This is a genomic window from Saliniramus fredricksonii (genome assembly GCF_900094735.1).
Taxonomy (GTDB): Bacteria; Pseudomonadota; Alphaproteobacteria; order Rhizobiales; family Beijerinckiaceae; genus Saliniramus; species Saliniramus fredricksonii.
Window position 1 is genome coordinate 1,541,665 of record NZ_FMBM01000002.1, and the last position, 26,543, is coordinate 1,568,207.

Here is a 26,543-nt window from a genome sequence, read left to right on the forward strand (position 1 = left end):
GAGATATGTCACTCTGGAACAAACACGCAATCCTGGAGAAGAACTCCGGCATCCTGGTGGCGGGCATCGTGGTCGCCATCTCCATCGGGGGCATCGTCGAGATCGTGCCGCTCTTCTATCTGAAGAACACGATCGAGAAGGTGGAGGGCATGCGGCCCTATTCCCCGCTCGAACTGGCCGGACGCGACATCTATGTCCGAGAAGGTTGCTACAACTGCCACAGCCAGATGGTGCGCCCCCTGCGCGACGAGGTGGAACGCTACGGGCATTATTCGCTGGCAGCCGAGTCCATGTATGACCGGCCCTTCCAGTGGGGTTCGAAGCGTACCGGGCCGGATCTTGCCCGTGTCGGCGGCAAGTATTCCGACGAATGGCATGTGCGCCACCTGATCGATCCGCGCTCGGTCGTGCCGGAATCAATCATGCCGGGTTACCCGTTCCTGTTCGAGACGCCGCTCGACTATTCCAATATCGAGCGCAATCTGCGGGTGCAGGCTGCCATGGGTGTGCCCTATGATGAAGAGATGATCGTCAATGCGCGTTTCGACGTCGATATCCAGGGCACGAACGACGATCCGGACATGTTCGATTTCCTGGAGCGCTATCCCAAGGCGCAGGTCCGCAGCTTCTCGGGGCGCACCGACGGCGTGATCACCGAGGGCGACGCGCTTGTCGCCTATCTGCAAATGCTGGGGACGCTGGTCGATTTCGAGCAGTACGACAACCAGACCAACATCCGCTGAGAAAGGAGCACACCCATGGAAACCTATACCTTTCTCGCCAACATCGCGCAGACCTGGGGCTTCGCCGCCTTCGTGATCGGATTCCTTCTGGCCATCGTCTACGCGCTCCTGCCTTCCAAACGCGACACGTTCGACAGGGCATCGCGTATTCCGCTGGATGAGGATTGATCCCATGGCCTCGCAAGATCACAAGAAAGATGTCGACAAGGTCACGGGCGTCTCGACCACCGGCCATGAATGGGACGGTATCAAGGAACTGAACAATCCCTTGCCGCGCTGGTGGCTGTGGGTGTTCTACGCCTCGATCGCCTTCTCCGTGCTGTACATGTTCGCCTATCCCGCCATTCCGCTGATCAGCTCTTCGACGACGGGTCTGCTCGGCTGGCATTCGCGCGCAGCCGTGGTCACGGATCTGGAGCAGCTCAACGAGACCCGTGGGACGAATTACGCGGCGATCCGGGAAGCCGAACTCGACGAGATCGTGGCGGATGCGCAGATGGCGAGCTTCGCCCAGGCCTACGGGGCGGCGGCTTTCGGCGACAACTGCGCCGGCTGTCACGGTGCAGGCGGCGGCGGGGGTCCGGGCTACCCCAATCTGCTGGATGACGACTGGCTCTGGGGTGGCGCGCTCGACGACATCCATCAGACTGTGGCCTTCGGCATTCGCTCGACCCATGACGAGACGCGCTTCGGCGATATGCCCGCCTTCGTGCGTGACGGTATCCTTGATCGCGACGAAGCCTGGGCTGCAACCGATTATGTCCGCGACATGGCTGGTCTGCCTGTCGCCGACAACGCCGATCTCGCTTTCGGCGAAGAGGTCTATGTGGCGAATTGCGCGGCCTGCCATGGCGAAGGCGGGGAAGGCATGCGGGCGCTGGGAGCGCCGAATCTCGTCAACGGGATCTGGCTCTACGGCTCGGATCGCGAAACGATCTATGAGGGCATCGTCAACGGACGCGGCGCCATGATGCCGCATTTCGGCGAACGTCTCGACGACGTCACCATCAAGTCGCTCACCATCTATGTCCACGCGCTGGGCGGCGGCGAGTAAGCGCACGCTTCAGCTTCAATGATGAACGCGTCCGGGAGCGATTCCGGGCGCGTTTCAATATCTGCGGCGCTGCAAGCCACCGATGCATCGGGCGGAACGCTTTAGAGGTTGCCCTCACAGAGTTTGCGCCGTATAAGCGCCACGCGCTCGTCGACACCCTTGGAGGCGTGAGCGCGGAAAGGCCGGGGCCGCGATGCGGCCCTTTCGTCTTTCATGACATCTTATCGAAGGACCACGACCATGAGTGATATGAAGAAGCTCTCGGCTGTGGCGCGCGATCGGGTCGGCAAGGGGGCCGCCCGAGCCATTCGCCGCCAGGGCTATGTTCCCGCCGTCGTCTACGGCACAGGCCAGCCCCCGAAGGCCATTGCGATCCAGTTCAAGGAAGCCAAGAAGCTGATCTATGATGGCGGCTTCATGACGACGATGTTCGAGATCGACATCCAGGGCGACAAGGAGCGCGTGATCCCGCGCGACTACCAGCTCGACCCGGTCAAGGACATGCCGATCCACATCGATTTCTTCCGCGTCGCCAAGGGGCAGACGGTCACGGTCGAGGTCCCGGTGCACTTCCTCAACCAGGAAACCTGCGTCGGCATCAAGCGCGGCGGCACGCTCAACGTCGTGCGCCACACGGTCGAGCTCTTCGTTCCCGCCGATGCCATTCCGGATTCGATCGAAGTCGACATCAAGGATCTGGAGATGGGTGACTCGCTCCACATCTCGGCCGTGAAGCTGCCTGAAGGCTGCTCGCCGACGATTCAGGATCGCGACTTCACGATCGCCACCATCGCCACCCCGGCCGGCTTCAAGGAAGAGGCCGAAGAGGGTGAAACCGGAGGCGGCGAAGAAGAGGGCAAGGAATAATCCTCGCACTTTTGAAAAAACTGTTCGGCTGGGGCGCTCCGGTTTCACGACCGGAGCGCTTCTCCGTCAGCGAGGGAGCGGGGCCAATGCGTCTCCTCGTCGGCCTCGGCAATCCCGGGGCGCGCTATGCGGATAACCGCCACAATATCGGCTTCATGGTGATCGAGGAGATCGCCCGGGCTGCGCGTGCGGCACCGTGGCGGCGCAAGTTCCAGGGCGAGATCGCCGAGACCACGCTCGACGGCGAGCGCGTGCTGCTGCTCAAGCCGCAGACCTACATGAACGAATCCGGGCGCGCCGTCTCCGAGGCGCAGCGCTTCTACAAGATCGCGCTCGAAGATATCGTCGTGTTCCATGACGAGCTCGACCTTGCGCCCGCCAAATTGCGGGTGAAGAAGGGCGGCGGCAATGCCGGGCATAACGGGCTGCGCTCGATCACCGCGCAATGCGGCAATGATTACCGCCGCGTGCGACTCGGCATCGGCCATCCCGGCGACAAGAAAGCCGTGCATGCCTATGTGCTGAGCGATTTCGCCAAGGCGGAACAGCCCTGGGTGGAAGATCTCGCCCGCGCCTGCGCCGATCATGCCGGCTTGCTGGCGCGCAGAGAGGACGCCGCCTTCCAGAACAAGGTTCATCTCGCCATGGCCGATCGCGGCTGGGGCGGCAAGGATGATAAAAGGGATTGAGGTGAGACGGCGGGCCGGGCCCGATCCGTTTCCCGTCAGATGAGGTGAGACAAGATGGGCTTCCGCATGGGCATTGTCGGGCTGCCGAATGTCGGCAAATCGACACTCTTCAACGCGCTGACGCAGACGGCTGCCGCACAGGCGGCGAATTACCCGTTCTGCACCATCGAGCCGAATGTCGGTGATGTGGCGGTGCCCGATGAGCGCCTCGACAAGCTCGCATTGATCGGCAAATCCGCGCAGGTGCTCCCCACCCGCCTGACCTTCGTCGATATTGCCGGCCTGGTGCGCGGCGCCTCGCGCGGCGAGGGGCTCGGCAACCAGTTCCTCGCCAACATTCGCGAGGTCGATGCCATCGCCCATGTGGTGCGCTGCTTCGAGGATGGCGACGTCACCCATGTCGATGGCAAGATCGACCCCATCGCCGATATCGAGACCATCGAGACCGAGCTGATGCTGGCCGATCTCGACAGCCTCGAAAAGCGCGCCACGGCTTTGGAGAAGAAGGTCAAGGGCGGCGACAAGGAAGGCAAGCTCAGCCTCGATCTGATGAATCGCGCGCTGGTATTGCTGCGCGAAGGCAAGCCGGCGCGGCTGGTCGAGGTCGCTGATGATGAGGAAAAGGCCTTCCGCATGCTCGGCCTGCTCAGCGCCAAGCCGGTGCTCTATGTGTGCAATGTCGAGGAAGAATCGGCTGATCAGGGCAATGCCTTCTCGCAGCAGGTGATGGAGCGCGCTGAGGCCGAGGGCGCGCAGGCCGTTGTCGTGTCCGCCAAGATCGAAAGCGAGATCGCGGTGATGCCGGAAGAGGAGCGGCGCGACTACCTCGAAGCTGTCGGCCTCTCGGAACCCGGCCTCAACCGCGTGATCCGCGCCGGTTACAGGCTGCTCGGCCTCGTCACCTATTTCACCGTCGGCCCCAAGGAAGCCCGCGCCTGGACCATCACCGCCGGCACCCGTGCGCCGCAGGCGGCAGGCGTGATCCATACCGATTTCGAGAAGGGCTTCATCCGCGCCGAGACCATCGCCTATGACGATTACGTGGCACTCAACGGCGAGAGCGGCGCACGTGAGGCGGGCAAGCTGCGGCTGGAAGGCAAGGAATACGTCGTCAAGGACGGCGACGTGCTGCATTTCCGCTTCAATCTCTGATCGGATTGCCCCAATCACGCAGCATGCGTCGGCGCATTGCGGCACAAGGAATTGCCGCCCTGCCCTTGCGTCGGATGATGCAAGGGCTTAACTGTAATGAAACAGACATAATCTCCATGGGGTGCCCCGGTCGGGGGCTGAGAGGCGCGGTGCGTCAACCCATCGAACCTGATCCGGGTCATGCCGGCGGAGGGATGAGAGATGGCCGATACGACCTTCTCGAAGACATTTGAACGCGAATCTGAAACCTGCCTCCCCCGGCGTGATGATGGAGTCGCGGATGCCGCCGGCCTCGCCCCGGCATGCGCCGCGCTGCTGGCGCGCATCACCGCGCAACCCACCCGCATCCACGCCATTACCAATGCTGCCGCCCAGGTCTTCACCGCGAACCTGCTGCTCGCCGCCGGCGCGATCCCCTCGCTGACCCATGCGCGCGACGAGGTCGAGGCCTTCACGCAGCGCGCGGATGCGCTTCTCGTCAATCTCGGCACCCTCGATGAAGAGCGCAAGATCGCCATCCCCCGTGCCATGGCGGCGGCGCACGAGGCCGGGCGTCCGGTGGTGCTCGATCCCGTCTTCGTCGATCGCTCCCCGCCCCGCCTCGCCTTCGCATGCGAACTTCTCGCCGCGCAACCCGCGATCCTGCGCTGCAACGCTGCCGAATTCGAGGCGCTGACGGGCGCGTCGGCAAATCCTGATACGCTGCGCGGCGAAGCCTCCCGGCGCGGCTGCGTGATCGCGCTGACGGGCGCCGTCGATTTCGTCACGGATGGCGAGCGGTTCTTCGAGATCCGTAACGGCCACCCGCTGATGGCGCGCATCACCGCCATGGGCTGCGCCGGCACCGCCCTGATCGCGGCCTTTGCGAGCCGCGAGGCGGATACGCTCATCGCCGCATCCTCGGCCCTGCTTGCGCTCGGCATTGCCGGCGAGATCGCAGGCAGCCGCGCTGCGGGGCCGGGCAGCTTCCAGCCCGCCTTCCTCGATGCGCTCTATGCGCTCGATGGCGCCACCATTGCACAATCAGCGAGAACGGCATGAACCCGGTCGATATCAGGCTCTACGGCATTCTCGGACCGCAGGATACGCGCGAGCGCGCCATCGCCGCCTGCGCCCGCGCCGCCGCCGAGGGCGGCACCACCATCATTCAACTGCGCGACAAGCACGCTGATGCGCGCCTGCTCGTCGAGCAAGCCCGGGCGCTGAAGGCCGCGCTCGCGGGGACCGGCGTCAGCCTCGTCGTGAACGACCGCGTCGACATCGCGCTCGCCGCCGATCTCGATGGCGTCCATCTCGGCCAGAGCGACATGGATCCGGTGGATGCCCGCCGGCTGCTGGGGCCGTCGAAGATCATCGGGATTACCCTCAAGACCGAGGCCCATGCGCGCGCGCTCACAGACCAGCCCGTCGATTATGCCTGCATCGGCGGTGTCTTCGCCACAACCAGCAAGGACAATCCCGAAACGCCGGTGGGGCTCTCCGGATTCGCACAGGTCGCCGCGATCGCACGCGAAACGCGCCCCGGCATGCCGGTCGGCGCGATTGCCGGGATCAATCTGGCCAATCTGCGCAGCGTGATCGGCGCCGGCGCGGACGGGGTTGCCGTCATCTCGGCGCTGTTTGCGCAGGAAGATGTCGCCGGCGCCGCGCACGGGTTGCGCCAGGCCATCGACGCGGCCCTGGCGGAGCGCGGGGCGTGAACCGGGCTATCGGGTTTCGAAGCATGAGGAGACGAGCATGACCGCCATTGCAGTGACCATCGCAGGCTCCGATTCCGGCGGTGGCGCGGGTATCCAGGCCGATCTGAAGACGTTTTCCGCCCTCAAGGTCTACGGCGCCAGCGTGATCACGGCGCTCACCGCGCAAAACACGCAGGGCGTCCAGGCTATCCACGACGTGCCGGCTGATTTCATCGCGGCGCAGATGGACAGCGTCTTTTCCGATCTGAAGGTCGACGCCGTGAAGATCGGCATGCTCTCGCAGGTCGGCGTGATCGAGACCGTCGCCGCAGGCATCGAACGCCACGGCATCTCGCGCGTCGTGCTCGACCCGGTCATGGTGGCGGCTTCCGGCGATCGCCTGCTCAGCGAGGATGCGATCGCGGCCTTGCGCACCGTGCTCCTCCCCCACGCCGCCATCGTCACCCCCAACCTGCCCGAAGCCGCAGCTATCCTCGGTGAGGATGTGGCACAGGACGAGGAGGCCATGCGCGATCAGGGCAGGCGCATCCTCGCCATGGGCCCCTCTGCCGTGCTGATCAAGGGCGGGCACGGTTCGGGCGCCGAGAGCACTGATCTCCTGATCGAATCGACCAACATCCACCGCTTTGCCGCCCCGCGCATCGCGACGAAGAACACCCACGGCACCGGCTGCACGCTTTCCTCGGCCATCGCCGCGAAACTGGCACAGGGCACCACGCTGCACCCCGCCGTCGAGGCGGCCAAGGCCTATATCAGCGCCGCGATCGCGGCGGGCCGCGACCTCGATATCGGACACGGGCATGGCCCCGTCCACCATTTCCACAGCTATTGGTGACATCATGATCAACCGCCGCAACGCGCTCGGTCTGACCGTCGGCGGCCTCGCCGCGAGCGCGGCTATCGCCTCCCCCGCCATCGCACGCGAGAACGGGCTGCGCTTTCGCATGGTGACATCCTGGCCGCGCGGGCGTGCCGGGCCGGGTGTCTCCGCGCAGCGGGTGGCCGAGCGGATCAACCGCATGGCGGAAGGACGGCTGCATGTCGAACTCTTCGCCGCCGGCGAGATCGTCTCGGCCTTCGGCGTGCTCGATGCCGTGTCGGAAGGCACCGTCGAAATGGGCCATTCGGCCGCGATCTACTGGCAGGGCAAGATGCCCGCCGCGAGCTTCTTCACCACGGTGCCCTTCGGCCTCGGCCCGATCGAGCATCAGGCCTGGATCGCCCTGCGCGGCGGCCAGGAACTCTGGGACGAACTCTACCGGCCCTATGGCGTGCGCGCCTTCATGGCGGGTAATCCGGGACCGAATATGGGCGGCTTCTTCCGTGAACGCATCGCGAGCCTCGCGGATCTGCGCGGACGGCGCATCCGCATCGTCGGGCTGGGCGCGCAGATCTTCGAGAAGCTCGGCGCCACGCCGGTGAACCTGCCCGCTGGCGAGATGGTCACTGCGCTCGATCGCGGGGCGATCGACGGTGTCGAATTCCTCGCTCCGGCGAGCGATTACGATACCGGGCTGCACCAGCACGCGCCGTATTATTACGCGCCCGGTTTCAACAAGCCGAACGGACCGAGCGAATTGCTGATCTCGGATGCGGCCTGGCAGCAATTGCCGGACGATCTGCGCGCCATCGTCGCGGAGGGGGCACGCGCCGAGCATGCGCTGGCGCTGGCCGATGCGCATCAGGACAATGCCCGCGCCCTCGATGCGATGCTCACCACCGGCAATGTCTCGATCGAGGCCTTTCCCGGCGATCTGATCAGCGCGGCGCGGGAAGCGGCAGGCGAGATCATCGACGAGATCGCGGCCACCTCGCAGCTTGCCGAGCGCATTGTCGCCTCCTATCGCGAGGCGCAGGGCACGCTGCGCAACTGGACTGCGCTGTCATCGGATATGGCGCGATCGCTTGTGAGATCATAGACTGCCACGATGGGACCTTCATTTTCCTCACTCGGCTTCATGGGCATGTTCGGGCGCTCGCACGATCTGAAGCAGCTCGACGCCGCTTTGCGCGCTGTCGACCTGCACCCCAATGTCGTTCCGGAAGCGATCAAGCTCACGATCGTGAACCTGCTCAAGGACCATGCCATCGGCAGGCACCCGGCGCCCCAGGCCTATCCGCCGGCGGCGGAAATCGTGGCCTATTGCATGCTCGGCCCGGCTGCACTGGCCGCGAGCAACCCGCCCGACCTGCTCGACCGGATAGAGGCCCGGATCGAGCGGGCGCTTGAGGATGGCGACAGCCTCGATGCGCAGCTGGTGCTGCTTACCCTGCATGCGAAGGTCTGCCAGCCTGACGTGATCGCGCGTTACGGGCTGGAAAGCGATGGTGCTTGAAGCGTGCCGTCGGACGGGCTAAGCCTTGCGCCATGACGCAGCAAACCAGTCAGCAGCCACGCCTGCGCACCGCCCTCTATACCGGCTCCTTCGATCCGGTCACGAATGGCCATCTCGACGTGATCGCCCAGGGCGCACGCCTGTGCGACCGGATCGTGCTCGCGATCGGCGTGCATCCGGGCAAGACGCCGCTGTTTTCCCCCGCCGAGAAGGAAGCGATGCTGCGCGAAGCCTGTGCCGGTATCGCGCAGGCGGAGAATGTCGCCATCGACGTCATCACCTTCGACGATCTCGCCGTCGATGCCGCCCGTCGCGCCGGCGCAGGCGTGATCCTTCGCGGTCTGCGCGACGGTTCGGATCTCGATTACGAGATGCAGATGGCCGGCATGAACGCCACCATGGCGCCGCAGGTGCAGACCGTGTTCCTGCCCGCCTCCCCTTCCGTGCGCCACATCACCGCCACGCTGGTGCGCCAGATCGCGAAGATGGGCGGCGACGTTTCCGCCTTTGCACCGCCCGTCGTGGTCGCGCGCCTGACCGAGAAGCTCGGTAACGGTGCGGCCTGATCCGGCGTCCCGAACATCAGCCCAACGGAGCTTGCCCGCGATGAAATCTCTCGCCCTCGCCGCCGCCCTGTTCGCCGCAGCCCTGCTGCCCGCACAGGCGCAGACCGCCGATGACCCGGCGAACACGCTCGTCATGGAAACGCCGCATGGCGAGGTGGTCATCGCGCTGCGGCCCGATATCGCGCCCGCCCATGCCGAGCGCCTCGTTACCCTCACCCGTGAGGGATTCTATGACGACGTACCCTTCCACCGGGTGATCCCCGGCTTCATGGCCCAGACCGGCGATCCGACCGGGACCGGGATGGGTGGCTCCGAATTGCCGGATCTGCAGGCCGAATTCTCCTCGGAGCCCTTCACGCGGGGCAGCGTCGGCATGGCGCGCGCGCAAAATCCGAATTCCGCCAACAGCCAGTTCTTCATCGTCTATGACCGCGCGAACTGGCTGGACAACGAATATACCCTGATCGGCGAAGTGGTCAGCGGCATGGAGGCGATCGACCAGATCGCGCCGGGTGCGGGCCAGAGCGGCATGGTGGAGAATCCCGACCGGATCGAAAGCATGCGCGTTCTCGCCGACACCCAGTAAAAACCAACCTCGAATCGAGACAAAGGACGACATCATGGCCGATGCCGAGAACACCATCATCATGGAAACCACCAAGGGCCGCGTGGTCATCACACTGCGCCCGGATCTGGCCCCCGGCCATGTCGAACGCATCAAGACGCTGACCCGTCAGGGCTTCTATGACGGCGTACCGTTCCACCGCGTGATCGACGGTTTCATGGCCCAGACAGGCGACCCCACCGGCACCGGCATGGGCGGCTCGGATCTGCCGGATCTGCGCGCCGAGTTCAGCGCCGAGCCGCATGTGCGCGGTATCTGCTCGATGGCCCGCACCCAGGCGCCGCATTCCGCCAACAGCCAGTTCTTCATCTGCTTCGGCGATACCCGCTTCCTCGACAACCAGTACACGGTCTGGGGTCAGGTCAGCGAAGGCATGGAGAATGTCGACCAGATCAAGCGCGGCGAGCCGGTTCAGGATCCCGACAAGATCGTCTCCATGAAGGTCGCCGCCGACGCGGCCTGATCAGATCCAGCGCGGCGGCGGGGCTCTCCTCGCCGCCGGTGGCACAGCCTCACGTCAGCCGATTGCGCGCATCTGCCAGGGCGGTACGGGCTGGAAGCGGCTGACGAGAAAATCGATGAAGACCCGCGCAGCCGGCATCGTGATTCCGCCGCCCGGGCGCACCGCATAGATCGCGCTCTCTGCCGGCGGACGGTATTCCTCCAGAATCGGCTTCAGACGCCCCGCCTCCACATCCTCCCCGATCAGAAACGCCGGCAGGCGGGCAATGCCCACGCCGGCCAGCGCTGCGGCATGAAGGGATTCGACCGTATTGCAGGCGAAAGCCCCTTGCAGTTTCAGCCGCCGCCCGGTCGGTGAGCGATATCCCCAATCATTGAAACGCGTCTCGTGATTGAGCAGCAGGCAATCGCGGGCCTCCAGATCGCCGGGGTCACGCGGCGCTCCCCGTGCCGCGAGATAGGACGGGCTCGCCACGACGATGCGCTCGTTCAGTGCCAGCTTGCGCGCCACCAGCGATGAATCCGTGAGCGCAGCACTGCGAATCGCCACATGCGTCCCGCTGGCGACGAGATCGATCATCTGATCCGTCAGTGTCAAATCGATCTGGACCTGGGGATGCGCACGCATGAAATCGATCGCGGCGGGCACGATATGCCGCTGCCCGAATGCGTTTGAGGCGCTGATTCGCAGCACCCCGCGGGGCTCCTGCGCGCTGTCACCCAACCCCTGCTCGAGGGCCGTGATCGCATCAAGGATGCGGCGTGCCTCCCCGATATAGGCCTCTCCGGCCTCAGTCAGCCGCATCGAGCGCGTCGTGCGCACCAGTAATTGTGTGCCGAGCCTTTGTTCCAGTTGGCTGACGCGCTTCGAGACGGCGGAATGGGTCATGCCAAGTGCACGCGCCGCCGGCGAAAAACCCTTCTGTTCTATGACGGCCACGAAGACGGCCATATCGCTGTAGCGATCCATTTGTTCCTGCAATCGACAGATGCTGGTCGGAATGAGCGAATTCGCATGAGACAGGAATTAGGCGACCTTCTCCTCAAGAATGCAACCCCACGCACTCGAAAGTCTGACACGAAACGCAAGCATTGAGGATGTCGCCATGAAAACCCGTCACGAGATCAACACCCGTCACGAAATCACCACCGACACATTCGGCCCCGCCACCAAGCATGCGCGCGACCGTTGCAACGGCGCCTGCAAGGGCAATTGCCGCTGCCCGCAGCCAGAACCGTCCCGCCCGGACATGGCCGATCTCACCCGCTACCCGCTGGTCAGCACCATGCGCGCCGTCAGCTTCGACGATGCTGTGGTCACGATCACCTGGGAAGACGACACGATCAGCCGGTTTCATCACGGCTGGCTGCGCGAGAACAGCCCCGATCCCGCCTCCCGCCATCCCCATTCCCGGGAACGGCTGGTCTCGCCGCTGGATATTCCCGCTGACATCCGGCCCAAGAGCGTGACCCTCGAATCACCGGTCGCACTGGCCATCAGCTGGGATCTCGAAAACCAGCCGGTCAGCCGCTTCGATGCGGGATGGCTGCGCGCCCATTGCTATACCCGGCACCGCTTCATCGCCAACCCGACCCGCCATCACGCCAGCCTGACACCGCAGCCGGCTTACTGGAGCGCGGTGATGCATTCCGACGCCATGCTGCGTGTCTGGCTGCGCGATTATCTCGAAACCGGCTGGTCCGTTATTTCCGGTGCGCCGGATGAGCATGACCTCTCCACCCGCCTCGGCGCCCGGATCGGTGTCGTCCGCTCCAGCAATTTCGGCTTCCAGTTTGACGTGATGTCGAAGGCGGTACCGATTTCGAATGCCTATACGGCTTCGGATCTGCCGCTGCATACGGATATGCCGCATTATGAGCTGCCGCCCGGGACGCAGATCCTGCACTGCCTGCGCAACGATGCGGTCGGCGGCGAGAGCCTGCTTTCCGATGGGATTGCTGTCGCCAATCTGATGCGTGACCACCATCCGGAAGTTTTCCGGTTGCTGAGCCAGGTTTCGGTTCCCTTCCGTTTCCAGGATGCGGATGGCGATTACAACAGCCGCCATCGGATCATCGAATGCGATGCGGCGCAGAATCCGATCTTCGTGAACTGGTCGAATTCCACACTCGCACCGCTGGATGCCGATCCGGAAATCATGCCGCAATTGCGGGCCGCGATCCGGTTGTTCCTGGAATACCTGCAGGATCCGCGCTTCCTGATCACACTCAAGCTCAATGCGGGCCAGATGCTCGTCTTCGACAACCGCCGGATGCTGCACGGGCGCAAATCCTTCGACCCCACGACCGGCGGGCGCCATCTGCAGGGCTGCTATCTCGACACATCCGAGGTGCTGAGCCGCATGCGGATGCTCGAACGCGATAGCGGCGAGCAGGAAGATCCGGCTCCTGAGCCCGCCTTCATCTGAGCTGATTTCCGGGCGCCCCGCTGCGGCGGGGTGCCCGCCCCTCGTTCATCAAACTCTTCTCGAAAGCCACGCCCATGTCTCCCACCGAAGTCACCCCAAATACCGCACGTCGCGGCATCGTCATGCCCGCCCATGCGACCTTTCCGCAGATCGTGCGTCACTTCAGCTACATCCTCGGCGGCGTTCTCGCCTTCGGGCTGGCGACCGGGGGCCTGTTTCCGCTGATCGGAATCCGGCTCTACGAGAACGGTGCCAGCGATCTGGTGATCGGCCTGATCACCTCGGTTTTCTTCGCAGGAACCTTCGCCGGCGCCATCCTGACCGAAAAGCTCATCCGCCGGATGCGTCATGTGCGCACCTTCGCGCTCCTCGCCGCAACGGCGGGTGTGAGCACGATCGGGCTGGCCATGACCGACATGATCTCCGTCTGGGTGGCGCTGCGCTTCGTGACGGGCTTCTGCCTCGGCGGTTATTATGTCGTGGTCGAGAGCTGGATCAACTACTCCTCCAGCAACGGCGCCAGGGCGCGCGGCCTGTCACTCTATGAAGCGGTGCGGATGCTCGGCATTGCGGCGAGCCCCTTCATCCTCGGCTTCGGCCTTGGCGCGCAACCCTATGTGCTTGCAGGCGTCTTCTTCATCATCGCCATCATCCCGCTGATGCTCTGCCCGCTGGAGGAGCCGCATCAGAACCCGCCCGGTTCGATGCCCTTCCTCAGCCTGATCACCAGCGCGCCGCTGGGCGTCCTTGCCTGCTTCGTCTCGGGCACCGTCAACGCCGCCTTCTATGGGATGTCGGGCGTCTATGGCGAGCGCGCCGGCCTGTCACAGACCGAGATCGCCTTCTTCATCGCGGCGATGCTGATCGGCCCGACCATCGCCCATCCGGTCGTCGGCGCAGTGGCCGACCGGATGGGGCGGCTCTCGATGCTGCTGCTGACCGCAATCGGCTCGGCGCTCGCCTGCCTCGCCATCGCCGTCTTCGCGCCGGGCTTCTGGGGTCTCGCCCTGCTCAGCCTGATCGTCGGCGGCCTGAGCCATCCGGTCTATGCGCTGGGTCTGGCTTATGTGAACGACCAGCTCGATCCGGGTGATTTCGTCCGCGCCGGCGGCGCGCTCCTGATCGCCTTCTGCCTCGGCACGACCGTCGGCCCGACGGTGGCGGCCCTGGTGATGGGCGTGATCGGCGATGCCGGCCTCTACGTCTTCCTCGCCACCATTCTCGGTGTGACCGGGATCGGCACGATCATGGCGATGCAGGGGCGCGGCAGAACCGAGCGCCCCACCGTCCCCGCCGTGTGAACCGACACGTCAGCAAAAAACAAAGAGCCCGGCGGGAGATCGCCGGGCTCTGTCTGTTGCTTGGGGAGGTCGTCGGGCTTCAGGCGATGGTCTGCTTCTGCAAGCCGACGAGCTCCTCAACGCCACCGCGCGCGAGGCGCAGCAGCGAGAGGAATTCCTCTTCCGAGAACGGCTTGCCTTCCGCCGTGCCCTGCACCTCGACGATGCCGCCCTTGCCGGTAATGACGAAATTCGCATCGGTCTCGGCGGTGGAATCCTCCGCATAATCGAGATCGAGCACCGGCATGTCGCGGTAGATGCCGCAGGAGATCGCCGCAACGTGATCCTTGAGCGGATTGATCGAGATGATCGAGCGGCTCATCATCCAGGCAAAGCAATCGTTGAGCGCCACCCAGGCCCCGGTGATCGCGGCGGTGCGGGTGCCGCCATCGGCCTGGATCACGTCGCAATCGACCACGATCTGGCGCTCGCCGAAGGCATGCAGATCGACTACGGCACGCAGCGAACGCCCGATCAGGCGCTGGATCTCCTGGGTGCGTCCGGAGGGCTTGCCGGAATTCACCTCGCGGCGGGTGCGCTCATGCGTGGCGCGCGGCAGCATGGCGTATTCTGCCGTCACCCAGCCCTTGCCCGTCCCGCGCAGCCAGGGCGGGCCGCGCTCTTCGAGGGAGGCGGCGCAGAGCACCTTGGTCTCACCGAAGGAAACGAGGCACGAGCCCTCCGCATAGCGCGCGACACCGCGCTCGAGGGTAACGGGGCGCAACTGGTCGGGCTGGCGTTTGGATGGGCGCATTCTGGTCTCCTGTTGAGGCCGTGGTGATAGACCGGGCACAGGCCCGCCGCAAGGGTTCGGCACAAGGGTACGACGCATATCGCGCCCGCAAGGTGTGGATCGCGGCGCCTTACTGGCCGCGCTGGCCGCGGCTGGCGAAGCGTACGGCGTCCTCTGCGGCCTTGAACAGGGCCTTGGACTTGTTGACGCATTCGATCCGCTCGGAAACCGGGTCGCTGTCATAGACGATGCCGGCGCCGGCCTGGACATACATCCTGCCGTCCTTGACCACGGCGGTGCGCAGGACGATGCAGGTATCCATCTGCCCGTCGGCGCCGAAATAGCCGATGCAGCCGGCATAGGGCCCGCGCTTCTCCTTCTCAAGCTCGTCGATGATCTCCATCGCCCGCACCTTCGGCGCACCGGAGACCGTCCCTGCGGGAAAGCCCGCGACGAGCGCTTCGAGCGCGTCATGGCGTGAATCGAGGCGCCCGGTCACATTGGAGACGATGTGCATCACCTGGCTGTAATATTCGAGGAAGAAGCTGTCGGTGACCTCCACGGTGCCGTATTGCGCCACACGCCCGACATCGTTGCGCCCGAGATCGAGCAGCATCAGATGCTCGGCGCGTTCCTTCGGATCGGCCAGCAGATCCTCGGCATGGCGGCGATCCTCCTCCGGCGTGGCGCCCCGGGGACGCGTGCCGGCGATGGGGCGCACGGTGACCTCCCCATCGCGCACGCGCACGAGGATTTCCGGCGAGGAACAGACGATCTGGAAGTCCTCGAAATCGAGATAGCACAGGAACGGCGCCGGGTTGATCCGGCGCAGGGAGCGATAGAGCGCGAAGGCCGGGAGCGGGAAATCGGCCTCGTAGCGCTGGGAGAGCACGATCTGGAAGGCGTCACCGGCGCGGATATATTCCTTGGCGCGCTCCACCATACCCTCATATTCCGCATCCCCCGTATTGGAGCGGGCAGCCACGGGCGGAAGCGCGGCAGGGTCCGCCGCAACAGGCGCAATGACGGGCTTCTCGAGCGCATCGATCACGGCCTCAAGCCGCGCGATGCCGGTCTCATGCGCGCTCTTGGCGCTCACGCCGGCAGTTGGGCGGATCGGCGTGACGAGCGTGATCTCGTCGCGCACGGCATCAAAGACGACCATCACGGTGGGCCGGATCATGGTCGCGTCGGGCACGCCCAGCACATCCGGGTTGGGCGGACCAAGCCGCTCCATGGCGCGGACCATGTCGTAACCCAGATGGCCAAACAGACCCGCCGCCATCGGAGGCAGATCCGCCTCTTCCGGGATGGCGCTCTCGGCGATCAGGGCCCGCAGGCTCTCCAGCGGGGGGCGCGGATCAGGCGTGAAGGCGCTCTCGCCCGACAGCGCGGCACGGTTGATCGCGCAGGCGCCGTCATGGCAGCGCCAGATCAGATCGGGGGCGAGACCGATCATGGAATAGCGCCCGCGCACCGCGCCGCCTTCGACCGATTCCAGCAGGAAGGCCGGCCCGGCATGGGCCGCACGCAGCTTCAGATAAGCCGCGACAGGGGTTTCCAGATCGGCAATCAGGCGCGTCCGCAGGAGCGTGGCCGCGCCCGCTTGATATTTGTGCGCGAAATCATCGAAGGCGGGCGTGACGTCCATCATGAGCCTCAGAAATCGAGACCGATCGCTTCGCGATAGGCGTCCTCGTTGATGCTCACACCGACATCGTCCTGCAACTGCGCAATGAACTGCGTCAGCAGATCCTCGGCGATGTCGCCCTGCAGCCGCTCGCCGATCGTATCCGCCGCCGGCGTTGTCGTCAGGAACGGCGTGGCGCGGGCGCTTTCGACGGTGAAGACCACACGACGCGTCTCGCCGAGCGGCGCGGTGCCATGCTCCCCGACACGGGTGGCGAATACGGCGCGCACGGCGGGCTCGTCGAGCGGCTCGGAAACCTCCCCGCGCGACAACTCATCGATCGCTGAAACACCGCCTTCCGCCTCCTGCGCCAGCGCCTCGAGATCCGCGCCCGTATCGAGCTGCGAAACCATGTCGGAGGCCCGCTCACGCAGACGCTGCGCAATCTGATCACTGCGCCAATCGGCGATCACCTCTTCGCGAACCTCGTCGAGCCCGCGGTTGCGGGCGGGTTCGACGCCGGTGACGTCGAACCAGATATAGCCGCCGTCATCGGTGCGAAGCGCCGCATTGTCGATGCCGATATCCGACTCGAATATCTCGGACACCAGGGTCTCGGCACGCGGCAGATCGATCCGGTTACCCGCCGGATCGCGGCCCTGAGCATCAACCGCTTCGACGAGACGTGGCTCGAAGCCCCTCTCGCGGGCGATATCCGCCAGAGGGCGCGCGGTGGCGCGCTGATCCTCGATCTCGTCATAGACGGAGCGCATGCGGTCTCGCGCCTCATCGACCGCGATCTGCTCGCGAATCTCGGCCTCTACGTCATCGAAGGGCAGCACCTGACCCTCCTCGATGCTGACGACACGCACCAGGGAATGGCCGAAACGTCCGGAAACCGGGCCGGAACTCTCCCCCTCCCCGAGCGCGAAAGCCGCCTCGCCGATCGCGGGATCAATGAATGCATCGCGTGTCATCATGCCCATGTTCAGAACATCGTCAGCAACATCGTGCTCGGCTGCGAGGCCTTCGAAATCGATATCGCCGATATCCAGTCGCGATGCGGCATCCGCTGCTTCCTGCTCGGAGGGAAACGGAATGCGCTGAACCTCACGGCGCTCGGGCGCACCGAAGCGGGTTTCGCCCTCTTGCTCATAGACGCTGCGGACCTGCTCCGCAGGCACGGCGGCGGGGTCGGCAAGAGCGGCGGGGTCGATCCGCAAAACGGTGGCCGCGCGGAATTCGGGGGCACGGTAGCGACCGATATTCTCCTCGTGAAAAGCGGCGAGCTCATCCTCTGTCGGCGACGGAATTTCGCCGGCATCAGCCTCGTCGAGGATCAGGAAGCGGGCCTCGCGCCGCTCGGCGCCGTAGCGATGCACAGCCTCCATGGCGGCAACCGGCGCGCTGATATCGGCGGCGAGCGCCGCAATGATCTGCTGGCGGGCGATCGCGTCACGCTGCTGGGCGACATAGCCCTGCTCACTGAGATTGTTGGAAAAGAGCAATTGCTGGAAGCGACCCTGATCAAAATCGCCTGCTGAATTCTGAAAGCCGGGATCATCCATGATCGAACGTGCGACGAGTTGGTCCGATACCGAAATACCGAGTTGCCGTGCACGCTCGTCGAGGGTCGCCTCGGTGACAAGATTCGACAGGATCTCGCGATCAAGGCCGAAAGCTTGCGCTTCCAGGGGCGTGATCGGCTGACCAATCTGCGCACTCAGGCGGCGCACCTGATCCTGATAGCTCTGGCGGGCCATCTCAGCCGTGATCTCGGTCTCACCGACACGGGCGATCGTGGCACTGGCGCCACTACGGAAGATGTCGCCGATCCCCCAGACCGCGAAGCTGAGGATAAGCAGCGTGAACAGCACACCGGCGACGGCCTTTCCGACCCAGGTGCGACCGGCATTGCGCATATTGCGAAGCATGGGCGTTCCGTCTTCTTCGTTGCATGTGGGCGGGCACCGCCTGTAAGTGCCCGCGATAGCGTAGTTTCCATCACGGGGAAAGGGCGCAGCCGCAATCGAGCGCATAAATATGGCGCGGAGCGGGCGGATTGCCGCACTGCCGGGGAACTGCTATCTCCGCAGGGCGTTTTCCGCGAAAGGAGTGGTCACGATGGCGTCAGGTCAAAACCCCAAGCTTGTTGCCGGCAACTGGAAGATGAACGGAACACGTTCGTTCCTCGATATGGTCGCGGAATTGCGCGTGGGTGCGGCCGGAGGCATTGCCGATACCGACCTGCTCGTCTGCCCCCCTGCGACACTGCTTGCCGCCGTGGCGACGGCGCTCGAAGGGTCCTCGATCGGCGCCGGTGGTCAGGATTGCCATGCGAAGGAAAGTGGCGCCTTCACCGGTGACGTCTCCGCCGAAATGATCGCCGATTGCGGCGCCACGCATGTCATCGTCGGCCATTCCGAGCGACGTCAATATCACGGCGAGGACGACGCCGCCGTCGCCGCCAAGATGCAAGCGGCGCATCGCGCCGGGCTGGTCGCCATTGCCTGTGTCGGCGAAACACAGGACCAGCGCGAGGCGGGCAAGGCGCTCGATGTGGTGCGCAAGCAGGTCGCGGCGCTGCTCGACGACAGCGTGACCGGCGCTAATACCTGCATCGCCTACGAGCCCGTCTGGGCCATCGGCACGGGCCTGACGCCCACGGTCGCGGATGTCGCGGAAATGCATACCGCCATTCGCGAGACGATCGCCGCGACAATCGGCGCGGACGAAGCGGCTCAGGTACGGCTGCTCTATGGCGGCTCGGTCAAACCAGCGAATGCCCGCGAACTGATGGCCGCCACCGATGTCGATGGCGCGCTGGTCGGTGGCGCGAGCCTCGTAGCAGCGGATTTCCTCGCCATCGCCCGGGCCTGTCGCGCCTGAAATCGCGCGGCGGCAGCCCCGTCATTAAGGTAAATTTCTGGTTACTGCGTCCTATAGTCATTTATTCATTGATATCGATTTTAAGTTGCCACAACCTCCAGGCGCACAAGATATCTGGAGGTCATCCCATGTCAGTGTTGATGTCGATGTCGTTTCAGCCGCGCAACGAAATGGCGACGCAGCCATCGGCGGCAGAGCGAGCCTCGAACGGCAGTCGGAATTTGACGGGTGGCGCTGCCGAGCAGGCCGGCACATCGCCGAATGTCTGGCGCGATCCGGCCTTCACGCAGGCCATGCAGGCTTCCGGAGCGGGAGCGCCGTCGGCGCAGACCACCGCGCCATCGGCGACGACAATTCCCGGCCCGCTCGTCGGGAATGCCAGCGCTTCGTCGGGCGCCACGATCGGCGCTCTGGCGAATGATCTCGCGCGGACTTTTGCGGAAGCCCCCGCGCCCGACAGCGCGCGACAGATGAGCATGCTGCATTCGCTCAGCCGCCATGTCGCCAACGAGGAAGCAAGGACATATACACCGGCGCCGGCGCGATCCGATTACGTATTGGACGCGGAATCAGGGCAAGCGGATGACGGGTCCCTGCCCGGTTCGGAAAATCCCGATTCGTTGACGGACGGAGCATCCGCCCAGGCGGACGCGCCGACCCGGCAGGCGCGCACGGCGACGGGCCCGACGACACAGGAGACGATCCCGCATCTGGATCCTGCCCATCGTGCGATTTTCGCAGCTGATGGCCATCTCACGCCCCATGCCAATCCAAATCTGATCGACGTGTTCCAACACGCCGTCGAAAAGAACAACGACTGGAGCCGGATCCGCATGTCGGCTCCACCGGACCGGGCTGATTTCGGCAGCTTCGGCGAGCCTGGCGCGACTGATCGTGGCCCTGTCACGCCGGAGACCGAAGGTGTCGTGCGCGATCATCTCCAGCAGGAACACGACATCGATCTGCAATCGCTTCCAGTGCGCAACATGATGATCGACGATCTGTTCGACACCAATGAGCAACTGGTCCTGATGAACGACATTCTGGAAAAGATCGTCGACGAGGTCGCCGCCAAGAGCCCGCTACCGCCCTCCGATGTCGACCGCCTGCGCTTCGTCAAGGAATCCGAGGTTCTGGCGCGTGGTTTTCTGAATGACATGATCCAGCATTTCATGAACCGACCGCGTGAGGGGTGAGGCGTAAGCGGTTCATGATCGACGCCCGCGGTCGAGAGGCTGCGGGCGTATGCCTTTTTTTGTGATCGGCGCTGGACAGACGGGTTTTGCGATTGCATATGGAGGCTGTCGCGGTCACGGCCATGCCGTGGAATCGCCGCGTTGTTGTGTCTCATGTCGGCGCATCGACGGGCGCGCGGCAAGCCGATCGGCCAGACCGGCAGGACGCTGAAGGGTAGAGCATGCAAACGGTCATCATCATCATCCATCTGCTCATCGTGCTGTCGCTCGTGGGCGTCGTGCTGCTGCAACGCTCTGAGGGCGGCATCGGTATGGGCGCCGGTGGCGGCGGTGGCGGCGGCGGGCCGGGTGGCTTCATGACCGGGCGCGGCTCGGCCAGCGCGCTGACGCGTGCGACGGCGATCCTGGCTGCGGCCTTCTTCGCGACGAGCCTCACGCTGGCGATCCTTGCAGGTCAGGCAAGCCAGCCGACTTCGGTCTTCGACGCTCCCGGCGGCCTCACTGCTCCGCCCGCCCAGCCGGGCGAGGAAGCGCCAGATGGTGCCGGACCGGGCATTCTGGAGCAGCTCCAGCGCCAGCAGGGCGACGAGCCCGACTCGCCTCAGGTTCCGCAGTCGCGCTAAGTGCGAATTGTCGGAAGGCAGGGCCTTCGCGGGGCCGGGCGACCGGCCCCTTTGTTTTGTGTGGATGACGCCCGCGTGACGCATTCGCTGCTTGCGAATCGCCGGGGCTCGATTATGGATACCAGTCCATGACGCGGTACGTTTTCATCACCGGCGGCGTGGTTTCATCGCTCGGCAAGGGCCTCGCCTCGGCGGCTCTCGGGGCGCTGCTCCAGGCGCGCGGCTACAAGGTCAGGCTGCGCAAGCTCGACCCTTATCTCAACGTCGATCCGGGCACGATGAGCCCGTATCAGCACGGCGAGGTCTTTGTCACCGACGATGGCGCGGAGACCGATCTCGATCTTGGCCATTACGAGCGCTTTACCGGTGTGCCGGCCTCCAAGCAGGACAACATCACCACGGGGCGGATCTATCTCGACATCATCACCAAGGAGCGGCGCGGCGACTATCTCGGCGCCACGATCCAGGTGATCCCGCATGTCACCAACGCCATCAAGGAATTCGTTGTCTCCGGCAACGAGGATTATGATTTCGTCCTCGTCGAGATCGGCGGCACAGTGGGCGATATCGAGGGCCTGCCGTTCTTCGAGGCGATCCGCCAGCTCTCCAACGATCTCGATCGCGGCCAGTCGATCTTCGTGCACCTGACGCTCCTGCCCTTCATCCCCTCCGCCGGCGAGCTCAAGACGAAGCCGACGCAGCATTCCGTGGCCGAATTGCGCTCGATCGGCATCCAGCCCGACATCCTGCTCTGCCGCTGCGATCGCCCGATCCCGCCGGATGAACGGCGCAAGCTCGCGCTGTTCTGCAATGTCCGCGAGACGGCGGTGATCGAGGCGCAGGACGCGCCCTCGATCTATGACGTGCCGCTCTCCTATCATGCCGAGGGGCTCGACGACGAAGTCCTTTCCGCCTTCGGCATCAAGGAAGAGCCAGAGCCGGATCTGACGCGCTGGACCACGATCTCGCAACGCATCGCCAACCCGGAAGGCGAGGTCACGATCGGTATTGTTGGCAAATATACCGGGCTGAAGGACGCCTACAAATCGCTGATCGAGGCGCTGATGCATGGCGGCATTGCCAACCGCGTCAAGGTCAATCTCGAATGGATCGAGAGCGAGGTCTTCGAGCACGAGGACCCGGCCCCCTTCCTCGAAGGCCTGAACGGCATCCTCGTCCCCGGCGGCTTCGGCCATCGCGGCTCGGAAGGCAAGATCCGTGCGGCGCGCTTTGCCCGCGAACGCCAGACACCTTATTTCGGTATCTGCTTCGGCATGCAGATGGCGGTCATCGAGGCGGTGCGTTCGCTGTCCGGCATCGAGAAGGCGGGATCGAGCGAGTTCGGCCCGACCGACGAACCCGTCGTCGGCCTGATGACGGAATGGCTGCGCGGTAACGAGCTCGAGAAACGCGCCGCACAGGGCGATCTCGGCGGCACGATGCGGCTCGGCGCCTATGACGCCGCGCTCCAGCCCGGCTCGAAAGTGGCGCAGATCTATGGCGCCACGACGATCTCCGAGCGCCACCGCCACCGCTACGAGGTCAATCTCGCCTATCGCGAGGATCTCGAGAGGAAAGGCATGCTCTTCTCCGGCCTCTCGCCGGACGGCCTCCTGCCCGAAATCGTCGAGCTCGCCGATCACCCCTGGTTCGTCGGCGTCCAGTTCCACCCGGAACTGAAATCCCGCCCCTTCGAACCGCATCCGCTGTTTGCGAGTTTCATCGAAGCGGCACTGGTGCAGAGCCGGCTGGTGTGACGCCTCACCCACCCGGCGCGCTCACGCGGCGCAGGGTGAGGTTGATGCGACCGCCATCGGGGAGCAGCGTCGAGGAGCCGCGTTGCAGGCGGTCGATGCCGTGGAAGATGAGCCGCGATTCGCCGCCGAAGACGATGGCATCGCCGGAGGCGAGCTTCACCGATTTCGTCGGATCGCCGCGCTGCGTACCGCCATAGCGGAAGACGGCGGTATCGCCCAGCGAGAGCGAGACGACGGGGGCGTCGAAATCCGCCTCGTCGCGATCCTGATGCAGCCCCATCTTTGCCGCTTCGGCGTAATAATTGACGAGACACGCTTCCGGCGGATGCGGATAGCCGGCGAGATCCTCCCAGGCGCGCAGCACGCGCGGCGGCATGGCCGGCCAGGGCTGGCCCGTCTCCGGGTGGTGCGGCTGGTAGCGATAGCCGGCCTGATCGGCGACCCAGCCGAGCGCCCCGCAATTCGTCATGCGCACCGAGAACGGCTTGCCGGAGCGCGGCATGCGCGGGGTGTAGAGCGGCGCGTCATGGAGCACCTGCCGCAGGCTGTCGAGGAGCGCTTCCTGCTCAGGGCGGGAAAGGTAGCCCGGATGGTAGACGAGGCCGGGCGCCAATGTGATCGCAGTTGTCGTGTCAGGCATGGCGGCTGATCGTAATTGCCGGACACGTGCAAGCAAGCGGGGCCGCGGAAAAATCATTCTCCGCGGACAAAGAAAAAAGCCCGCCATGACGGCGGGCTTTCTCGCGGAGGCGGATGCACCCCGGGACCGGATCGTCGTGCGATCGATCAGACGGCCTCGTTGTAGAGCTTCTCGACATATTCCCAATTGACGAGATTCTCGATGAAGGCCTTGAGGTAATCCGGGCGACGGTTGCGATAATCGATGTAGTAGGAGTGCTCCCACACATCCACGCCGAGGATCGGCGTGGCGCCGTGCACCAGCGGGCTCTCGCCGTTGGGGGTCTTCATGATCTCGAGCTTGCCGTTCTTCACCGCGATCCAGGCCCAGCCGGAGCCAAACTGCGTCACGCCGGCCTGGATGAAGTCCTCCTTCATCTTGTCGACGCCACCGAGATCCTCGGTGATCTTCTTCTCCAGCGCACCGGGAATGGCGCCGCCGCCATTGGGCTTCATCCAGTTCCAGAAATGCAGATGGTTGAAGTGCTGGCCGGCATTGTTGAACAGCGCCTGGTTGACGCCGTGCGAGCCCTTCACGATCTCTTCGAGGCTCTTGCCCTCGAATTCCGAGCCCTCCAGCAGCTTGTTGCCGGTGGTGACATAGGTGTTGTGGTGCTTGTCGTGATGGTATTCAAGCGTCTCGGCCGACATGTAGGGCTGAAGCGCGTCATAGGCGTAGGGCAGATCGGGAAGGCTGAAGGACATGGTGATTTCCTCTCCTGATTCGAATTTCCGTTCGCCGCGCATGAAGCGGGCGCACTGCGAAGCTTAGGTAAGCCCCATTGCACGCCACGGCAACGGTTACCCCCCGCATTCCGTTGCATCAGGGCCCGATTTTTCGCCTGCGCGGGACGCAGATCGCCGTTGCGCAGGGTTGCGTCATTGGCAAAGGCGCCCAAGAGCTTTAACCTTTGCACAAGTCTGTTTTTCGCGTGACGAGGATTCGCATGATCATCGCGTTGTACTGCGTCGCCGCCGCGATGGTCCTCGGCGGCATTTATTCCGTTTTCGCGGGCTGGGAAATCGTCATTCTGGAACGCGGCTGGACGCAGGTCCTCTCCGGGATCATCGTCGCGACCGGCGGCGTCATCCTCGCCGGCATCGCCTTCCTCGCGAGCGAGTTGCGCAAGCTCGATACAAGCCTGCGCGCGCACCGCGGTTCCCCCCAGTATGACCCCGCCGAGAGCGCATCCGCCAGCGCTGCGCGCACCGGGGCAGCCGCGATGGCGCTTGCCGGTCTCGACAAGGCGAAGGGTGCCTTCGCCGGCAAAGCCGGGACGAGCAAGGCCGTCGAGACAGTGTCGCTGCCCGATCCGCAAGCGCCGCAAACGGCGCTGGCAGATGTGGAAAAGGCACCCGAGCCCAAGCCAAGCAACGCCGACGATTTCCTCACCCGCGCGCCAGAGGCCAAAACGCTCGACTCGACAGACCCGTTCGTTGCGCAATCCGCGCCTGAGAGCGCTATCGGCCATGACGTTGTGCGCGACAAACCGGTCGGCGAAGTACCGGATAGCGAGGACGGGCTGCGCAATGCCGTCGCCGATGCGCTGTTCGCGGAAGATCTCCCGCCCGCCGCGACGCCGCAAGAATCACGCGGCGCGGAGCCGCCCGAACAATTCCCGCCTGTCGATACGGTTCCGCCCGCACCCGATGCGCAAAAGCCAGTGAGCGCCGCGCCGGAGGTTTCCGAGCCCGTCACGGTCGAGGAGCCCTCGTCGGAGAAAGCCGCAACCGTCCTGCCGGATGATCAGGAGGTCGATCAGCCGGCACCCTCGGCCGACATGATGGATGCGCCCGATGAGCGGGCCGCGCAGGATCTGCAAGCCGATCAGGCTGTCTCGCACGAGGCTGCCGTCTCCCTGGAGCAAGAGCGCTTCGCCACGCTTCTGGAGGCGCAGACCGCGACCGAGGAGCCGGAATACGCCCCTGCCCTGCCCGAGCCGGAACCGGAGATCATCCCGGAGACGGAACGCCTGCCTGCGGCGATCGAATCCGAGCCGGAACCCGCCCCACAACCGGAGGCGGAGCCCGAGCTCGAAGCAGAAGCCGTGGCCGAACCCGTTCCTGCCCACGAGCCTGAACCGGCGCCCATCCCCGAACCGGAACCGGAAGAACCCGCTCCGGCGCCGGAGCTCAGCGTCGTCGGCACCTACGAATCCGGCGGCAATACCTACACGATGTATGCCGACGGCTCGATCGACGCAAAAACGCCCGACGGCGATTACCACTTCGCCTCGCTCGACGAGCTGAAGACCTTCATCGCCGAGGGCGGTGAGAACCGCAGCCCGTGAAGGCGGCGGCTCACCCTCTCAGCGAAAGACCTGCGCGAACTGCGTCAGCGTCGGCTCGTCAGTATAATCGAGCTTGAGCGGCGTGATCGAAATGCGGTTGCTGCGGATCGCCCACAGATCGGTGCCATGGCCGGGGGTGAAATCGGTCTTTGCGAAGGCGATCCAGTAATACGGATTGCCGCGCCCATCCTCGCGCTCGTCGATCTTGAGGAACGCCTGGTCGCGCAGGCCCTGGTTGGTCGCGACGGTGGCGACGACCTCGTCGGGCTCGCAATCGGGGAAGTTCACATTGACCAGCGAATGGCGCGGCCATTCCATCTCGAGCAGCTTGCGCACGATACCCGGCCCATGATGCTCGGCAGTGTGGAACTTCACCTTGTTGCGCCCGCCCGGCCCATAGGCCTGCGACAGGGCGATGGAGCGCACCCCGAGCATGGTCCCCTCAATCGCCGCCGCAATGGTGCCCGAATAGCTGACATCCTCGGCGACGTTCTGGCCGCGATTGACGCCGGAGAGGATCAGATCCGGCTTGCGATCGGCCAGGATCGAGCGCATCGCCATGATGACGCAATCCGTCGGCGTGCCCTTCACGGCAAAATGACGCTCGGATATTTCGCGCAGGCGCAGCGGATCGTTGAGCGAGAGCGAATGCGAGACGCCGCTCTGGTCCGTCTCGGGCGCAACGACGATGACGTCGTCCGACAATTGCCGCGCGATCGCCTCCAGCGCCTTCAGGCCGGGAGCGTGGATGCCGTCGTCATTGGTGCAGAGGATGCGCATGGT

28 protein-coding genes and 1 riboswitch are annotated in these 26,543 nt (G+C 64.8%); of the genes, 21 read left to right on the forward strand and 7 right to left on the reverse strand.

Features of this window, described 5'->3' with window-relative positions; genetic code table 11:
• Positions 1-5: 5 nt before the first annotated feature.
• The 14 genes from ccoO (at position 6) to GA0071312_RS13690 (ending at position 10,195) form a co-directional block, all read left to right on the forward strand.
• Positions 6-743, forward strand: coding sequence for a cytochrome-c oxidase, cbb3-type subunit II (gene ccoO, locus GA0071312_RS13625; protein ID WP_074445410.1), 738 nt, complete (start codon positions 6-8; stop codon positions 741-743).
• 15 nt (positions 744-758) lie between these two features.
• Positions 759-911 (forward strand): cbb3-type cytochrome c oxidase subunit 3, encoded by a 153-nt coding sequence (locus tag GA0071312_RS13630; RefSeq protein WP_074445411.1) that lies wholly within the window; start codon positions 759-761, stop codon positions 909-911.
• 4 nt (positions 912-915) lie between these two features.
• Positions 916-1,797: a cytochrome-c oxidase, cbb3-type subunit III gene (ccoP, locus tag GA0071312_RS13635; protein WP_074445412.1), complete on the forward strand. Its 882-nt coding sequence runs from the start codon at positions 916-918 to the stop codon at positions 1,795-1,797.
• Positions 1,798-2,037: 240 nt separating this feature from the next.
• Positions 2,038-2,664, forward strand: a complete 627-nt coding sequence (locus GA0071312_RS13640; RefSeq protein WP_074445413.1) for a 50S ribosomal protein L25/general stress protein Ctc — start codon at positions 2,038-2,040, stop codon at positions 2,662-2,664.
• A gap of 86 nt (positions 2,665-2,750) precedes the next feature.
• Entirely contained in the window at positions 2,751-3,353 is a 603-nt protein-coding gene (gene pth / locus GA0071312_RS13645; protein WP_074445414.1) for an aminoacyl-tRNA hydrolase, read from the forward strand.
• Positions 3,354-3,407: 54 nt separating this feature from the next.
• Positions 3,408-4,505: a redox-regulated ATPase YchF gene (ychF, locus tag GA0071312_RS13650; RefSeq protein WP_074445415.1), complete on the forward strand. Its 1,098-nt coding sequence runs from the start codon at positions 3,408-3,410 to the stop codon at positions 4,503-4,505.
• Between the two features lie 107 nt (positions 4,506-4,612).
• Positions 4,613-4,717: riboswitch (TPP riboswitch) on the forward strand.
• On the forward strand, positions 4,707-5,546 hold the full coding sequence (thiM, locus tag GA0071312_RS13655; RefSeq protein WP_083204573.1) for a hydroxyethylthiazole kinase: 840 nt from the start codon (positions 4,707-4,709) through the stop codon (positions 5,544-5,546). (Overlaps the previous riboswitch by 11 nt.)
• Positions 5,543-6,205 carry a thiamine phosphate synthase gene (thiE, locus tag GA0071312_RS13660; RefSeq protein WP_074445416.1) on the forward strand — a complete coding sequence of 221 codons (663 nt, stop codon included), beginning with the start codon at positions 5,543-5,545 and terminating at the stop codon, positions 6,203-6,205. Before thiM ends, thiE begins: the two co-directional genes overlap by 4 nt.
• 37 nt (positions 6,206-6,242) lie before the next feature.
• A complete protein-coding gene (gene thiD, locus GA0071312_RS13665) occupies positions 6,243-7,040 on the forward strand; it encodes a bifunctional hydroxymethylpyrimidine kinase/phosphomethylpyrimidine kinase (RefSeq protein WP_074446189.1) in 798 nt (265 codons plus the stop codon).
• Positions 7,006-8,124: a TRAP transporter substrate-binding protein gene (locus GA0071312_RS13670; RefSeq protein WP_238947219.1), complete on the forward strand. Its 1,119-nt coding sequence runs from the start codon at positions 7,006-7,008 to the stop codon at positions 8,122-8,124. The genes thiD and GA0071312_RS13670 overlap by 35 nt, the downstream gene beginning before the upstream one ends.
• 9 nt (positions 8,125-8,133) lie before the next feature.
• Positions 8,134-8,541 (forward strand): hypothetical protein, encoded by a 408-nt coding sequence (locus tag GA0071312_RS13675; RefSeq protein ID WP_074445418.1) that lies wholly within the window; start codon positions 8,134-8,136, stop codon positions 8,539-8,541.
• Between the two features lie 32 nt (positions 8,542-8,573).
• A complete protein-coding gene (coaD, locus tag GA0071312_RS13680) occupies positions 8,574-9,107 on the forward strand; it encodes a pantetheine-phosphate adenylyltransferase (protein ID WP_074445419.1) in 534 nt (177 codons plus the stop codon).
• Between the two features lie 40 nt (positions 9,108-9,147).
• Entirely contained in the window at positions 9,148-9,693 is a 546-nt protein-coding gene (locus tag GA0071312_RS13685; RefSeq protein ID WP_074445420.1) for a peptidylprolyl isomerase, read from the forward strand.
• 34 nt (positions 9,694-9,727) lie between these two features.
• Complete coding sequence (locus tag GA0071312_RS13690) at positions 9,728-10,195, forward strand: peptidylprolyl isomerase (RefSeq protein ID WP_074445421.1); 468 nt, start codon at positions 9,728-9,730, stop codon at positions 10,193-10,195.
• 54 nt (positions 10,196-10,249) lie between these two features.
• On the opposite strand, the gene GA0071312_RS13695 is transcribed toward GA0071312_RS13690, so the two are convergent.
• A complete protein-coding gene (locus tag GA0071312_RS13695; RefSeq protein ID WP_074445422.1) occupies positions 10,250-11,164 on the reverse strand; it encodes a LysR family transcriptional regulator in 915 nt (304 codons plus the stop codon).
• Between the two features lie 136 nt (positions 11,165-11,300).
• On the opposite strand from GA0071312_RS13695, the gene GA0071312_RS13700 reads away from it, so the two are divergent.
• Positions 11,301-12,623 (forward strand): TauD/TfdA family dioxygenase, encoded by a 1,323-nt coding sequence (locus GA0071312_RS13700; RefSeq protein WP_165604034.1) that lies wholly within the window; start codon positions 11,301-11,303, stop codon positions 12,621-12,623.
• 74 nt (positions 12,624-12,697) lie between these two features.
• A complete protein-coding gene (locus tag GA0071312_RS13705) occupies positions 12,698-13,924 on the forward strand; it encodes an MFS transporter (RefSeq protein WP_074445423.1) in 1,227 nt (408 codons plus the stop codon).
• Positions 13,925-14,003: 79 nt separating this feature from the next.
• Here GA0071312_RS13705 and rph read toward each other — a convergent pair whose 3' ends face one another.
• From rph to GA0071312_RS13720, 3 genes are all read right to left on the reverse strand, one after another.
• Positions 14,004-14,717 carry a ribonuclease PH gene (gene rph / locus GA0071312_RS13710; protein WP_074445424.1) on the reverse strand — a complete coding sequence of 238 codons (714 nt, stop codon included), beginning with the start codon at positions 14,715-14,717 and terminating at the stop codon, positions 14,004-14,006.
• A gap of 109 nt (positions 14,718-14,826) precedes the next feature.
• Positions 14,827-16,347, reverse strand: coding sequence for an anthranilate synthase component I (gene trpE, locus GA0071312_RS13715; protein ID WP_074446191.1), 1,521 nt, complete (start codon positions 16,345-16,347; stop codon positions 14,827-14,829).
• 8 nt (positions 16,348-16,355) lie between these two features.
• Positions 16,356-18,260, reverse strand: coding sequence for a peptidylprolyl isomerase (locus GA0071312_RS13720; protein ID WP_074445425.1), 1,905 nt, complete (start codon positions 18,258-18,260; stop codon positions 16,356-16,358).
• Positions 18,261-18,450: 190 nt separating this feature from the next.
• Here GA0071312_RS13720 and tpiA point away from each other — a divergent pair, with 190 nt between their 5' ends.
• The 4 genes from tpiA (at position 18,451) to GA0071312_RS13740 (ending at position 22,791) form a co-directional block, all read left to right on the forward strand.
• Positions 18,451-19,215: a triose-phosphate isomerase gene (gene tpiA / locus GA0071312_RS13725; RefSeq protein ID WP_074445426.1), complete on the forward strand. Its 765-nt coding sequence runs from the start codon at positions 18,451-18,453 to the stop codon at positions 19,213-19,215.
• A 128-nt stretch (positions 19,216-19,343) separates the two neighbouring features.
• Positions 19,344-20,411 (forward strand): hypothetical protein, encoded by a 1,068-nt coding sequence (locus GA0071312_RS13730; RefSeq protein ID WP_131817814.1) that lies wholly within the window; start codon positions 19,344-19,346, stop codon positions 20,409-20,411.
• Between the two features lie 221 nt (positions 20,412-20,632).
• Positions 20,633-21,034 (forward strand): preprotein translocase subunit SecG, encoded by a 402-nt coding sequence (gene secG / locus GA0071312_RS13735; protein ID WP_074445428.1) that lies wholly within the window; start codon positions 20,633-20,635, stop codon positions 21,032-21,034.
• Positions 21,035-21,162: 128 nt separating this feature from the next.
• The gene (locus GA0071312_RS13740; RefSeq protein WP_074445429.1) at positions 21,163-22,791 is read left to right on the forward strand and encodes a CTP synthase; all 1,629 of its coding nucleotides are present in this window, start codon (positions 21,163-21,165) and stop codon (positions 22,789-22,791) included.
• 4 nt (positions 22,792-22,795) lie between these two features.
• On the opposite strand, the gene GA0071312_RS13745 is transcribed toward GA0071312_RS13740, so the two are convergent.
• On the reverse strand, positions 22,796-23,431 hold the full coding sequence (locus GA0071312_RS13745; protein WP_074445430.1) for an alpha-ketoglutarate-dependent dioxygenase AlkB family protein: 636 nt from the start codon (positions 23,429-23,431) through the stop codon (positions 22,796-22,798).
• Positions 23,432-23,577: 146 nt separating this feature from the next.
• The gene (locus tag GA0071312_RS13750; protein WP_074446192.1) at positions 23,578-24,174 is read right to left on the reverse strand and encodes a superoxide dismutase; all 597 of its coding nucleotides are present in this window, start codon (positions 24,172-24,174) and stop codon (positions 23,578-23,580) included.
• 242 nt (positions 24,175-24,416) lie between these two features.
• On the opposite strand from GA0071312_RS13750, the gene GA0071312_RS13755 reads away from it, so the two are divergent.
• On the forward strand, positions 24,417-25,760 hold the full coding sequence (locus GA0071312_RS13755) for a DUF308 domain-containing protein (RefSeq protein WP_074445431.1): 1,344 nt from the start codon (positions 24,417-24,419) through the stop codon (positions 25,758-25,760).
• 18 nt (positions 25,761-25,778) lie between these two features.
• On the opposite strand, the gene surE is transcribed toward GA0071312_RS13755, so the two are convergent.
• Complete coding sequence (gene surE, locus GA0071312_RS13760; RefSeq protein WP_074445432.1) at positions 25,779-26,540, reverse strand: 5'/3'-nucleotidase SurE; 762 nt, start codon at positions 26,538-26,540, stop codon at positions 25,779-25,781.
• Between the last annotated feature and the right edge of the window lie 3 nt (positions 26,541-26,543).